General features: G+C 67.0%; 16 protein-coding genes. 4 read left to right on the top strand and 12 right to left on the bottom strand.

Annotation, left to right across the window (positions count from 1 at the left end):
* The first annotated feature begins 64 nt into the window (after positions 1–64).
* From DELCS14_RS09040 to DELCS14_RS09025, 4 genes are read left to right on the top strand one after another with little or no spacing between them, the layout of a single operon-like run.
* Positions 65–1,315, top strand: a complete 1,251-nt coding sequence (locus tag DELCS14_RS09040) for a nucleotidyltransferase (protein ID WP_013801366.1) — start codon at positions 65–67, stop codon at positions 1,313–1,315.
* Positions 1,316–1,918: a hypothetical protein gene (locus tag DELCS14_RS09035; protein ID WP_013801365.1), complete on the top strand. Its 603-nt coding sequence runs from the start codon at positions 1,316–1,318 to the stop codon at positions 1,916–1,918.
* A gap of 4 nt (positions 1,919–1,922) precedes the next feature.
* Positions 1,923–2,795 carry a nucleotidyltransferase gene (locus DELCS14_RS09030; RefSeq protein ID WP_013801364.1) on the top strand — a complete coding sequence of 291 codons (873 nt, stop codon included), beginning with the start codon at positions 1,923–1,925 and terminating at the stop codon, positions 2,793–2,795.
* A gap of 35 nt (positions 2,796–2,830) precedes the next feature.
* Positions 2,831–3,595: a DUF4149 domain-containing protein gene (locus tag DELCS14_RS09025; RefSeq protein WP_013801363.1), complete on the top strand. Its 765-nt coding sequence runs from the start codon at positions 2,831–2,833 to the stop codon at positions 3,593–3,595.
* On the opposite strand, the gene DELCS14_RS09020 is transcribed toward DELCS14_RS09025, so the two are convergent.
* From DELCS14_RS09020 to DELCS14_RS31075, 12 genes are all read right to left on the bottom strand, one after another.
* Complete coding sequence (locus DELCS14_RS09020) at positions 3,573–4,073, bottom strand: hypothetical protein (RefSeq protein WP_013801362.1); 501 nt, start codon at positions 4,071–4,073, stop codon at positions 3,573–3,575. The two genes, DELCS14_RS09025 and DELCS14_RS09020, sit on opposite strands and share 23 nt — an antisense overlap.
* Positions 4,074–4,269: 196 nt before the next feature.
* Positions 4,270–4,530 (bottom strand): hypothetical protein, encoded by a 261-nt coding sequence (locus DELCS14_RS09015; protein WP_228676864.1) that lies wholly within the window; start codon positions 4,528–4,530, stop codon positions 4,270–4,272.
* Between the two features lie 104 nt (positions 4,531–4,634).
* Positions 4,635–4,922, bottom strand: a complete 288-nt coding sequence (locus DELCS14_RS09010) for a hypothetical protein (protein WP_013801360.1) — start codon at positions 4,920–4,922, stop codon at positions 4,635–4,637.
* Between the two features lie 123 nt (positions 4,923–5,045).
* Positions 5,046–5,570, bottom strand: a complete 525-nt coding sequence (locus tag DELCS14_RS09005) for a hypothetical protein (protein ID WP_013801359.1) — start codon at positions 5,568–5,570, stop codon at positions 5,046–5,048.
* 41 nt (positions 5,571–5,611) lie between these two features.
* Positions 5,612–5,788 carry a hypothetical protein gene (locus tag DELCS14_RS30425; protein WP_013801358.1) on the bottom strand — a complete coding sequence of 59 codons (177 nt, stop codon included), beginning with the start codon at positions 5,786–5,788 and terminating at the stop codon, positions 5,612–5,614.
* Complete coding sequence (locus tag DELCS14_RS09000) at positions 5,785–6,822, bottom strand: N-6 DNA methylase (protein ID WP_013801357.1); 1,038 nt, start codon at positions 6,820–6,822, stop codon at positions 5,785–5,787. Before DELCS14_RS09000 ends, DELCS14_RS30425 begins: the two co-directional genes overlap by 4 nt.
* 156 nt (positions 6,823–6,978) lie before the next feature.
* Positions 6,979–8,931 carry a helix-turn-helix domain-containing protein gene (locus tag DELCS14_RS08995; RefSeq protein WP_013801356.1) on the bottom strand — a complete coding sequence of 651 codons (1,953 nt, stop codon included), beginning with the start codon at positions 8,929–8,931 and terminating at the stop codon, positions 6,979–6,981.
* Complete coding sequence (locus DELCS14_RS08990; RefSeq protein WP_013801355.1) at positions 8,931–9,887, bottom strand: hypothetical protein; 957 nt, start codon at positions 9,885–9,887, stop codon at positions 8,931–8,933. The genes DELCS14_RS08995 and DELCS14_RS08990 overlap by 1 nt, the downstream gene beginning before the upstream one ends.
* On the bottom strand, positions 9,884–10,618 hold the full coding sequence (locus DELCS14_RS08985; protein WP_013801354.1) for a hypothetical protein: 735 nt from the start codon (positions 10,616–10,618) through the stop codon (positions 9,884–9,886). Before DELCS14_RS08985 ends, DELCS14_RS08990 begins: the two co-directional genes overlap by 4 nt.
* 122 nt (positions 10,619–10,740) lie before the next feature.
* Positions 10,741–11,046 carry a hypothetical protein gene (locus DELCS14_RS08980; protein WP_013801353.1) on the bottom strand — a complete coding sequence of 102 codons (306 nt, stop codon included), beginning with the start codon at positions 11,044–11,046 and terminating at the stop codon, positions 10,741–10,743.
* Complete coding sequence (locus DELCS14_RS08975) at positions 11,047–11,370, bottom strand: hypothetical protein (protein WP_013801352.1); 324 nt, start codon at positions 11,368–11,370, stop codon at positions 11,047–11,049.
* A 401-nt stretch (positions 11,371–11,771) separates the two neighbouring features.
* Entirely contained in the window at positions 11,772–12,281 is a 510-nt protein-coding gene (locus tag DELCS14_RS31075; protein ID WP_013801351.1) for a hypothetical protein, read from the bottom strand.
* Positions 12,282–12,354 lie beyond the last annotated feature (73 nt).

The following is a 12,354-nucleotide window of genomic DNA, read 5'->3' as shown; positions in this document are numbered from 1 at the left end:
GACCTGCGGGTCAAGTACTTCATGGACATCACTGCCTTTTGTAACTGCCAAGAAGGAGTCCACTGTGAATCGCGATCCTCTCCCGGTGCCAACGAAACGGCAGTTCTCCAGACCGACCGGACACAAGTTCTTCGGGCTGGTCGATGCCGTGGCCAAGTACAACGAGCCGACCCAATCCCAACTGGATGCCCTGGAGCGCTCCTACAACTCGACCGCCGAGTACGTGATGAATTCCGAAGAGTTTCGGGATCTGACGGCGACGGTTCATGCCCAGGGGTCACGCGCGCTCGGCACCATCATCCGACCGATGCGCTTCAGGCCGGAAGGCTTCGACATCGATATCGTCGTCCGACTGCATCGTGCGGCCATGCGGATATACGGCAACGATCCCGTCGCCCTGATCAACGACCTGCACACCGTGATCAAGCGCTACGCTGCCATGCACGGCTTGGAAGTCACGCGCTGGGAGCGCTGCATCACCCTGCAGTACGCCGACGGCATGTGCGTAGACATTACCCCGATCATCGAAGATGAAAGGATCGGCATTCCCTACGGCGAAACGCACGCCCGCGTCCCGGACCGAAGCCTCAAGCTGTTCGAGCCCACCAACCCCAAGGGCTTGGCCAATGCTTTCGCGGACGCTGCCCGTGTCCAGGCCCTCTTCAGGGTTACCGAAGCGTTGAGCTTCGACGAGGCGCAGATCCGGGCGGACCTTCAACCGCTGCCGGACATGGCAGACGTGCAGAGCCGCCTGCTGAGTCGCCTCGTCCAACTGCTGAAGCTGCATCGCAACGTTGCCTTCGGTGGCGTCAGCGCAGGGCCCGATTTCTCCCCGCGGTCCGTCTTCATCACCGATCTGGCTGCCACGGCCTACGCGACGCGGGCGCCCATTGCCCACGACAGTCCGCTCGATCTGCTCCTTGACATCGTTGACACCATGCCGATGTTCATCCAGAGGCATCCCCTGGGTGGCGGCGGCGAACACTGGGTCCTCCCCAACATGACGGCGCCAGGTGACAACCTGGCTAGCGGCATGAACACGCCCGAGCGTCAGAAAGCCTACTTCGAGTGGCATGCTCGCCTCAAATCGGACCTGGAACTGCTCCTGCAGTGCATTGAGCAACGGCAAGGCCTTGATCAGTTGCTCAAGATCGTCCAGTCCACCTTCGGTTCGCGCGCGGCCAAGGCGGTTCAGGAGTTGGAGGCTCCTCGGCAGGTTCAGCCCATCGGCCGCCGGATCGTCACCGTCGGCACCGCAGCTGCGGCTACAGCCATCTCGATGCCGGCACGCAGCCACAGCTTCTACGGAGACTGAATGAAGGGCAAGAGGCTTCCGCCCACGCCGACTCCCACGTTGGCGCAGCGCGCCCTGGAGTTGAGAGGCCTGGGGCTGCCCGATGCGACGCTTGGCTACAGCGGCCGCATCTTGAACTTCAGGGCCGGCATCTCTCCAGGCGCATTCGGACGTCTGTACCAATGCCTGCTGAAGGTCAAACCCGATGGCCAGCAGCCCGACGTCATCGTCTTGGAGCCTGACCTGCGCACGCTGGCCGACGGCAGGAAGATTCCGCACACGTATGCCTACGACGGCAGAGGTACGAGACTGTGCCTCTGGTGGCCCAAGGGGCGCGACTGGCTGCCGAGCATGAGACTGGCCGACACCTTTGTGCCGTGGACTGCGGAATGGTTGTACTTTTTCGAGTTGTGGCTCCTGACAGGCGAATGGTCGGGCGGCGGCCAACATCCAGATCCGACACCGAAGCGCTGGGCCCGGCCCCTGATCCTGCCCCAGTCTGCCCCGGATGCGAATGCCGATGGGTCAGTCCCTTCATCAGCGGACGCGCGCGAAATGGCCGCTGTCACTGGCACACCTTGCCAGCCGCATCAAGGGCAAAGCAGCAGCGCCGCGCAGGAGTAGGAAGATGCCACGCTCTACAGAAGAAGGATTCGCCGATTTTCTCGCCAAGTTGAAGGCAACCGCTCCGGAAGTCGAAGCGGCAAAGCGGCATCGTGCCTCCATCGAGGCATGCTTGAGAAACAACTTCGGCCTGCTGCGCTTCACGCGCATCGGATCCTTTGGCAACGGGACCAGTGTTTCCGGCTATAGCGACGTCGACTACCTTGCCTCAATTCCCACATCGATGTTGACCGCTTCGTCGACCTACTCCCTGATGAAGGTACGAGATGCGCTAGACGCCCGATTTCCTTCGACGGGAGTGAGAGTCAACAGCCCTGCTGTCAGCGTTCCCTTCGGGAAATACAGATCCGAAGACACGGAGGTCGTGCCGGCCGACTACATCGAAGAAGTGAACGGATTCAAGATCTACGAGATCGCCGACGGCAATGGAGACTGGATGCGAATAAGCCCGGATTCGCACAACGCCTACGTCGCTCGAGTGGACGCAGCGCTATCCGGTCGCCTGAAACCGTTGATCCGCTTCATCAAGGGGTGGAAGTTCCTGTGCAACGTGCCCATTTCATCGTTTTACCTCGAGATGCGGGTTGCGAAATATGCGGAAGGCGAATCAACCATCATCTATGACATCGACATCAAGCGCGTGTTGCGCAGCCTGTGGGATTGCCAACTGGCACGAATGCAGGATCCAACTGGGTTTTCCGGCTACATCTCCGCTTGCAAGACCAAGGCGCAAGAGCAAGATGCTCTGTCAAGGTTGAGTACCGCCGTCGTTCGAGCCGAGAAGGCCTACAACGCCAGAGCGAATGGAGCGATCGCAGATGCGTTCGACTGGTGGCGTTTGGTCTACGCAGATGCGTTTCCGACGTACTACTACTAGGCCGCCGCTGCAAAGATAAACCGAGGAGTTCACTGATGTCTCGTTCAGACCCCATTCGCGCTCGCTACTACGACGCCGTCGAATTCGCCGACAAAGCATCCGACTGGCTCTTTTACATCGGCGCTGCGTTGTCGATTGTGACGCTGCTGGTTGAGAGGGAAGCGCATCCGATCGTCTACGAGTGGCTGCTGATCCTCTTCGCAATCGCGGTGGTGGCTCTTTTTGCCATCGGGTTAGCCAGTCGCCTCTATCTCACTCCGCGAGCGGAGGACAAGCGTCGACAGGATTTTTTCAGCAGCGCATGTGGAGTGAGCCTCACCCACGACAAAACTGACGGGTACTACAACAACGATTTCACCGAACCCATCAAGCGCATGGCCGCTCAGGTTCTGGAGAACAGCCATTTCAGCAAAGCTATCGCGCTTCGCATGGCGAAGGTTGAGCGGGCTAAAGTGATTGCCTATGCCCTCATCTGGCTGGTATGCCTGCTCAATCGCCGGACAGACCTCGGCATCGTGGTGGCTGCGTCGCAGGCGGTTTTCAGTGAGCAAGTCATCTCACGATGGCTGCGGCTCGAATGGCTGCGTATGCGCTTCGAGAAGACCTACGAGGATGTCTATAGGCTCTTCCAGTCGAAACCTACTGCTTCGAAGTTCAATGCGATGACCTTGGAGTCCCTTGGCATGTATGAAACAGCCAAAGCAAACGGCGCGATCACGCTTTCTTCACGCGTGTTTAGCGAAATGAATGATGAGCTTTCTGTCGAGTGGGATCGGATCAAGGCGGAGTTGAAGATCTGATTGCTCTACCTTGGCAACGCCGATGATCAGCAGATGCGGCGTTTACAATGTCATGGTCCCCATAAGCCGTGCAGAAGCGCTGCGCCGCCGAACTCCAGGGCATGATGAGCTTGACGCACGACAGCGTGCGGTAGCGCTCGACGTTGGCGGCCCAGCGCGCCAGCCAGCGGTCCACCATGTCGCCCGCAGGCCTGCGCACCGTCAGCAGTTCCCAGCCGAGCCGCTGCGCCAGGCGCTCGCACACCGGCGCCGAATCCTTCCACTCGATCCGGCCGAGATCGCTGTGAATCAGGGCGCGCGGACCCGTGTGCCCGATCGCTTCGAGGTGGCTGCGCACGCGGTAGGCGAGCGCCTGGCTGTCCTTGCCGCCGCTGACGCCGACATAGACCGGCGCGTGAGCCGCCAGCGACGCGTCGATCATGGGATCGCGGGCAATGTCGAAGCGCAGCGGCCGGCTGGAGGGTGGCGCGGTTGTCATGCTTACAGCATCCCTGCAGCCGGCGCGTGATCAAGGGCCGCATCGCACGCCGAACTCGGGTTGGCACGGGTGGCGGAACAGTGCTCCGGGGGCGTCAGGTAGCCCACACGGCGGGCCGCGCGGCAGCGGCCACACGTCGAAGCGGCCGAAGCACTGCGCGCCGGGACTCCAGGCTCCTGCGCCGCCAGCAGGTCACTCAGCGCGGCGGCGGCACGCCAAGCCGCGGTGTCTGCCCGTGCGGTGCAGCAAGCGGCACCGAGAACCACTCGGTGCAGTACGGCAGATCGACGGCCTGCTTGAGGTTGAACTTCGTGTCGTAGCGCAACCCCGCCGCCGCATACGCGGCCGGGTTGCGTGTGCGCAGGATCGCGAACTCGCCCCGATGGAGGGTCGTGGTACGTTGGCTGGTGCCATATGCCCCCTGAACAGTGAACGGCGGTGCATCGTCATCGGACACGGCCAGGACCCGCGCGGGCCTCGGCTTCGGCCGAGGATGGATAGCGTCCGGTAAGTGGCACCAGGCGATATCTCCGGCAGCGGGTTCATCCCACCACTGCTGGATCAGACCGTCTGCGTCTCGAACAGACTCGACCTGACGGACCGCTTCTCTGCCCGGGGCGCACGCTTCCTGATCTGGCGAAGTTGCGAAGCAGTCAAGGGGCCATCGTCGGCTTCGTAATGCGGAAGCACCCGCACGGCCAGTTCATGCAGCGCATGATGGATGGCCTGCGTTTCATCGACGCCCAGGAACTCCGCAAGGCGCTTGGCGGTCTCGCGCGTCACGCCCGTCGAACTGTCAACGGAGCGGTAGCGGAAGGCAATCTGGTTCGAGGTGGCGCGGCAGGGCATGCGAGACTTCTTCTGGATATCAAAAATATGTCTTAGTCTGCGCCATGCGTCAAATCGGTGACGCCGGTCCGGCGCGCCGTCCTTGCGAAAGCCCGTGCCGGTCGGCGCGTGGCAACGCGCCCCTCATGCCGGTAGGTCCAGTGCTGAGATCACCGCCTCCGTCATCGCCTCATTGAGCGCGCCCGGCACGTCGAAGGTCTCGTGCAGGGTGTTCATCGCATGGAACAGTCGATGGAGCACGCGGCCCAATTGTTCGGGCCGGCGCACCTGGTAGCTGGCCGCGGCGCCCTCCCGCGACAGCGGCTCTGCATCCAGCAGCATGAGCACGACCAGCTTGAGCTGGTCGGGCAGCGGCAGCAGGAAGTGCAGCCAATAGCCCCACTGGGCATCGACGGCGCGGAAGAAGCGCACGCATTCCGGGATCAGCACCAACGGCCGGGGATCGTCGTCGTAACCCTCGACCTGGATCACCATGCGGCCGGCGAAGCGCATCACTTGCGTGGCATCGTCGCTGAACAGCAGGAGCCGCTCGACCGTGCTGCCGACCCGGAAGGCTTCGATGTCGGCGCGGGTGATGACGACGATGGCGAGGTCCGCCTTGGGCGACAGCCGGCCGAAGCCGTCAGCATCCGTGATTCTGATTTCCATGGCAAATACTCCTTTGCTGGGTCCTGCGGCCGCGCGGCCGCTCAGTGCTCATGCGCGCCCGCGGGCGCGGGACGGGTTGGGGTGTCCAGGGGCCGCTGCCCGGCCCCCTGGGCCGCCGCAGCGGGCGCAGCCATCACCTCGCGCATGCGAAACGCAACCGGCAGCCGCCCCGTCGGATCGGCGAAGAGCCACAGATGATTGGGCAGACTCGTGTTCATGATGACGGGGGTGTTTCGTCGGTGTGGCGGCGGCTCTCACCGCCTTGACCAAGCTTCCCGCGCCTGCCCGCGTCTGCAACCCCGCCCTGCGGTGGCCACGCCGCGCCCGAGGTGTCATCCGACCCGAACAGCAGCCTCTGGGCGTTCTCGCGCGACAGTTGCGACGCGGTGCCGGCGGCGTCCGCAGGCGACGTCGCCGGCGAAGCCTCGTCGAGGCCGTCCGCGGCATGCTGTGAAGGCGCTTCGGTGCTTGCCCCGGTGGCTGGATGCGCCATGCGCCCCGTTGCCTCCCTGTTGGCATAGTGCCGCTGCAGGCGGTGCCGCCAGCCACCGAGCACGTGGGCCGGGGTGTGCCAGCGGCTCCAGACCTCGCCGCTCAGCGAGTTGCCGTGCACCACGACGGCCGGGACATGGAGCAGGGCCAGTTGCAGGAAGGCCATGTGCACGCACCGCAGGTCGATGTCGACGCACGTCGCATGCATGACCTGCTGGTAGTTCAGCTGCACCGCGTGCAGCGCATCGGCCATCGCGATCACCATTCCCCCCGCGCCGCAGGCGGGCTCCATGACGTCGACGAAGCCCTTGGCTTCGACCTCGGCCTTGGCCGCCGCTGCGTCGCCCACGATGACCCGCGCCATGAGCTGCGAGACATGGAACGGTGTGAAGACCTGGCCCGCCCGGTCGTTGCCCAGCTCCAGCGTCATGTACAGGCCGCCGAGCACGTCCTCGAACTCGCCCTGCGCGCAGCACTGTTCCATCGCGAGGGTCAGGCAGGCCAGCATGCGCGGGAAGCGTTCGAACTCTTCGCGCGGGTACTTCTTCGCGATGTCGAGGTACCGGGCTTCCCGCGTGTCGAACTGGGCCTTGTCCACCGCATTGCTGATCGACAGGCTCGACAGCTCGATGAAGTCGGCGAACACGTCGCGAACGCTCCAGCGCGGCCGCATGCCCTGCAACAGCGCGACAAGCTCCCGCCGTGGATCCTCGACTGCCCGGCCTGCCCGGCCTGCCCGGCCGGAGGGATGTTGCGTCATCTCGTTCTCCTTCGCGCTCGCAATCGCGAGGCGTCGGAGACAGGATCGAAGGCAAAACCGGCGCATCAACCCCGCATGCGGCGCGGTCCGGTAGGGCCGTGGCCTGCGCGCTTGCGCACCGGACCGCCCCGACGGGGTGTCAGGGACTGCCGCAAGTCAGGGCATTGGCGACGCGTCCTGCGCGCCGTCGAGCCATGCCGGCCGCTGGGCGCGATGGAACCGGCAACCGGCCCAGTGGCGGCGGGCCCGCGCACGCACGGCCTCGCGGTGGTAGCGCCGCTGGCCCCGCGCGCCGCGGTACGCCAGTTCCCCCGCATTGGCCCAATGCTGGATCGTGGTCGTGCTGACCCCGGCCTCGCGCGCGGCGGCGCCCAGGCTCAGCCAATCGGCCGGCGGCGGCGGCTCGCGCGCCGGCGCGGGATGCCGCAGCGCTTCGCGCAGGCGCTCGATCATCGGCCCGGTGAGGTACTGGCGGCGCCGGTCCCAGCGCGCCTGCGCGACGCGGACGGTGCCGTCGCGCTTGCGCGCTTTCACCCAGGCCAGCGGCACGTCCAGCAGTGCCGCCGCTTCCTCCAGCGTGTGGCCTTCCTGGGATTCCCGCCGCTTGATGGCCGCCTGCACCGTCGCCAGCGGGATGCCCTCGGCCGTGCGCCACGTGAGCCCGTCGAGCAGCACGCGCAGGCGCTCGATGGACACGCCCACGCGCCGGGCGGCCTCTTCCTCGCCGAACCCCAGCCGGTCACGCAACTGCGCGCACTGCTGGCGCAGCACGTAGTCCCTGCCGCGCATCGCGCCCTGCGTGCCGCGCTTGCAGGTCAAGGCGCCTGCCTCGATGTGCTGGCGCAACTCGCGCCGCGTGAACAGATACTGGCGGCAGGCCGTCTCCAGCGCGATCCAGGATCGCTCGCCATCGCCGCTGGGGCAGTGGCGTGCGATCCACCGCGTGGCGTCGGTGCGGGTCACGTAGAGCATGCCGTTCCAGGTCGCGGCGGCCAGCACGCCGTTTGCGATGGCGCGGCGCACGTTGCTCTGCGGACAACAGGCCGCCATGGCCACCTCCGCCACCGTGCTCCCGGGCGTCCAGGGCCGCGTCAGGTGGCGTTTGGCGCCCTGGGCCAGGCCCGGGTAGCGCGCCGCGAAATCATCGAAGTCCTTCGGCGCCCCTTGCGCGCCCCAGATGTCCCGGCAGGTCGCGCAGTCCTCGGGGTGGCGCCGCTGCTGCCAGCGTCGCCAGGTCGCGCGCAGGTTGTCGGCCAGGGGCTTGCCGTGCCAGGGCATGGGCCGGCCCGCGCGGCGGTCCGCGACGAGCTGGCGCGCCGTGTCGGCCGCGATGTACCAGGTACCGAACTGCGTGGACGGCCCCGGCACGCCGAAGGGGTTGCAGCGCAGGGCCGTGGGCACATGGCCCATGCGCGCGAACTCGGAAAGCTTGTCGCTGCGGATGCCCAGGGGCTCGCGCAGGGAGGCCAGACGCACGAAGCCCTCGGGTGGCGCGGCGCGCTGCGCCTTCCAGGCGGACCAGGCCGCATGCGGGATCACGAGTCGGCGCCCGACCTTGTGGGCCGCGAGCGCGCCGCTGCGGATGGCCTGGTGGATCAGCGCCGTCGATCCGGCTTCGCGCCCGGCCTCGGTCGTCGTGATGCCGCCCAGCACGTCGCCCGACTGCAGGCCGATCAGGTTGACGCGTACCTGCACGGCCACGGCCGTGCGCTCGGCGGTGGCATCGCCCGTGCGCTCGCGCAGGCGCGCCGTGAGCACCTGTGCAATCTCCTCGGTTCCGAGCTGGCCCACGAGCCCGGCCAGCAGCGCCACCTCCGGCGCCTGCCACTCGTAGGCCCCCTGCCCCGCCCTGCGCGGCGAGGGCCACTCCTGCTCCACCGGCGGGCGGCCGTGCCGCAGCGCGAACAACTCGGCGAAGCCGAGCGGCCGTTCCAGCCGTGCGCAGGCACCCGTGCGACGCGCGAACTCGATGGCTTCGGGCGCGACCTCCAGCACGGCGGCCAGGTTGTGCGCGGCCGCGCGCCAGCCGTGCGCGAGCACGAAGTCCGCCCAGCCCGGGTCCTCGCGCGTACCGCTGTGGGCACGCGCGGCGATGTCGAGCGGTTCCATCACCGCGTCTCCAGCTCGTCCTGCAGCGCGGCGGCGCCCGCAAGCATCTGCTGGGTGGACAGCCCGGCGATCGCGCCCAGCAGACCCACCACCGGGTCGGTCAGGGCGCGCAGCCGTGCCGTCGGGACGCCCCGCATGGCGCGGTCCCACTGGCTGAACGTGGACGGCAAGGTCCGGCGCACCGGCTGGGCCCTGGGTGCCACCCTGGCCAGCGCCTGCGCCATCGGCATGCGCACTTTCTCGACGCCACGCCGCGAGCAGCAGAAGAATTCGCCGGGCGCCAGCGCGTTGAGGTCCGTGAACTCGATGCGCGACGCGCGGAACTGCGGCGCCAGCGCCGCCCAGGCCGTCGCATCCTCCTGGCACCCGATCAAGGTCAGGTTCTTGTTCGCGAAGAGCGTGCGGTGCAGGGTGCCGGTGTACCGCAAGGCGGTGATGAACAGGTCGAGCGCACGCTTGCGGCCCCGGCCGGCGAACTCGTTGATGATGTGGACGGCTTCGCCCGCGTCCTCGGCGCACTTCTTGGAAGTGCTGAAGAGCTGGCCTTCATCCACCACCACGAACAGCGGCTTGCGGATGCGATCGGCTGCGTCGAGGATCGCCCGGCCATAGGGCAAGAACTCGGTGGCATCGCGCGCGCAAACGACGACGATGGGCTGCTCGCGGCTTTGCAGCAGCGCAGTCAGATGCTCCGCGTCGCGCACCGCCGAACCGTAGAGCGACTCCATTTCGCTTTCCGGGTCGATCAGCACGCTGACCCAGCCCTGGGCCGCCAACTGCTCGGCCATGAGCAGGCCGGCGTTGGTCTTGCCCATGCCGCGCGGGCCGACCGCCACGGCCAGCAGGCCCGTGGTGGCGTATTCGGCCAGGTCGATGGGCGCGCCGCCCAGGTCCAGGTGCGCGGTCAGCATGTCATCGCGCCGGATGACGGCGTGCGGGGTGGCGGGCCGGTTCATTGCTCGTCCTCCGGCTGCAGCAGCGTGTCGCGCAGGCAAAGTACCTGCTTGGGATTGAGGGAGAAGACCACGGCGAAGTCGTCGATGACCTGTTGCGTGACGGCGGCCAGCAATCCCGACCTGCGCGCCTGGACGATCAGCTTGCGCTGGGCCGCCCAGCCGTGGCCGCCCGACGGCGGCGGCGCCGTGAACGTGCCGATCTGCGCATGCAGCTGCTCCATGTCGTAGGGCGCGGCATCGGGGCCGAGGTCGCACGCGAGCCGTTCGTTGAGCAGCGCCAGCAGTTGCTGGGCCGGCATGAAGCCGTGCACCTTGCGGATCAGGGCGCGCTCGGCCTCGGTGAACTCCCGCGCGGACGCCGATGGCGGGCGTGTGGAGTGGACCGCTGGCGCAGCGGGTGGCGAGGCGGCGAGCCGGCCCAGCCCCAGGCGACGGGCCTCGGGCCGGCGCTTGCAGGAACCGCACAATGCCAGCGACGCGTCGTCGTCGTCCTCCCCGCCGAGGATGCACGTGCACAGGCGACAGCGCATGGACGCCTGCGCGGGGGCCGGCAGGTCGTACACATCCGCGCCCCGGAGCGCATGCGCCGCCCGGGCCGAGGGATCGCAGGGGAGCGCATGGGGCGCGGGCGTGGCGGGCGAAGGCATCTGACTGCGCGGCGCAAAGTCCGGCCAGGGCGCGCGCCTGGCTGGCGTGTCGCGCGGGGAGAGATCGAGAAGGTCGGGTGGCATGGCGAGGCTCCTGTTTGCTTTCAGGCTATCGCCTCGCCCTGCGCCATCAAGGGCCCAAGCAGCCGGGCGCCACGTGCCGGCCGCTCGCTCGATGCAGCCGCTACTGCGGTGGCGCTCGCCCCTCAGACCCGCAGCTCGGGATTGAGCAGATCGATGCCGGCGCCCTTGCACTTGATCCAAGGGCCGCAGGGATGTGCCTCGCCATCCCACACGCCGAGCTCCGCAAGGGCGTCCTGCTCGTACTCGTAGCAATAGCGGCGCTCGTAGCCCTCCCAAGCGAGGCCGACCACGATGCCGAAGGTGAAGTTGAAGCGGCGAACGCCGCAGAACACGCCGCCGATCCGCCGCAACTGGCGATAGCCCTCTTTCCGCAGGAACGCCTCGAATGCAGCGGCGTTCACGGCATCCGCCCTGAGCCGCTCATTCATCTAGGCGCGTTCGAAGGAGAACGCCGCCGGCCGCGCTGCCCAGCGCGCCTGCCGGTTGGCATCGAAGTCCGGATCAATCTCGCGCGACAGCGCATCAACCTCGCGCTGCAAGGCGCCGGTGTCCAGGCCCAGGACATGGGCGGCCGTGCAGATGCCGCGACCGAACTTGTCGAACAGCGCGGCGGAAACCGCCGGTGATTCGCCGCCTCGCCGAACGTCGGAGACACGTCCGTCCGCCGCGCTGCGCACCTCGCGCCGAAGCTCATCCAGCCACAGGTGCTTCTGCTCCTGCGTCAAGCCATCCGGACCAGCCGTGTTCGCCATCTTCGCGCCCTTTCTTTCGGTGAAAAGATCATAGTCTCGCCATCTCCCGCGACGGATCCCGCGCGCGGCAGAGCCGTTTGAAAATGCCTTCAAAAATAGGCCCAGCACCGACTTCCGAATGATGAGGATGGTTCGATGCCTGCCACACCCACCCAGCGATGCTGAAGCCGAACTTCAAAGCCCGCACCCTCACGGCGGTGACGCGAGAAGCGCAGAAGGATGGTCGGGCAACGGGGCTTCGACGAAACTGCGCACCCGCCAGACCGAGGGACGATGTCTTGGTCGAGCAGGACGCGGATAAGTTCCTGCCGCTCACCCGAGCCCGGCACCGGGCCATCGCGAAGGCCGAACCCCCAAGCAAAGCCGGGGTTTGGCTCGCTGCTCCGAGCGCGACGTACCGCTCAGCGGACCGGCAAGACCGTCGCGGCCGCCACCCGTTGTCGCAGCGCGCCTTCGTACATGGCGCCTCCCGCGGCGGTGAGCGCAGTGAAATCCTCGTCCGACAGGTTCGCGCGCCGCTGGGCCAGCCATTCCGCAAGCACCGTGAGGGCTTCGTCCAGCGACCCGGTGAGGCCGGTGGCCGACAGGTCCTCGAAGATGTCGATGAAATCCTGCGCGGTCATGGCGGTGCCCTGGGCCGTGTGGAATGCCATTGCGGCATACGCATGGGGGCTGCAGCGCCGATGCCGGGGCCTGCGCAGCACATGGGCGATGTGGCGGGCATAGGTTGAGACCGCGCGCCAGTAGCAGGCCATGGGCCCTTTGCGCCGCCCCCAGGCCCGCTCGGCCTCGTCGTTGGCTTGGCGGCGCAGGTCCGACATCAGGCGGCCCAGCGCGGCCTTCTCCGGCGCACCGAGTGCCAGCAGGCCCTGCGCTGCAGGAAGTTTGAAGAGGGGATTGAGGTAGCCCATGTTCCGGTCCGATGGCGCGGCACGGATATGCCGCCCATCCAGTTTTCCGCGCGTGCTGCCCGGATCAAGTCGC

This window comes from Delftia sp. Cs1-4 (assembly GCF_000214395.1).
In the GTDB taxonomy this organism is placed as follows: domain Bacteria; phylum Pseudomonadota; class Gammaproteobacteria; order Burkholderiales; family Burkholderiaceae_C; genus Comamonas; species Comamonas acidovorans.
This window is presented reverse-complemented; position numbering and strand designations above follow the sequence as displayed.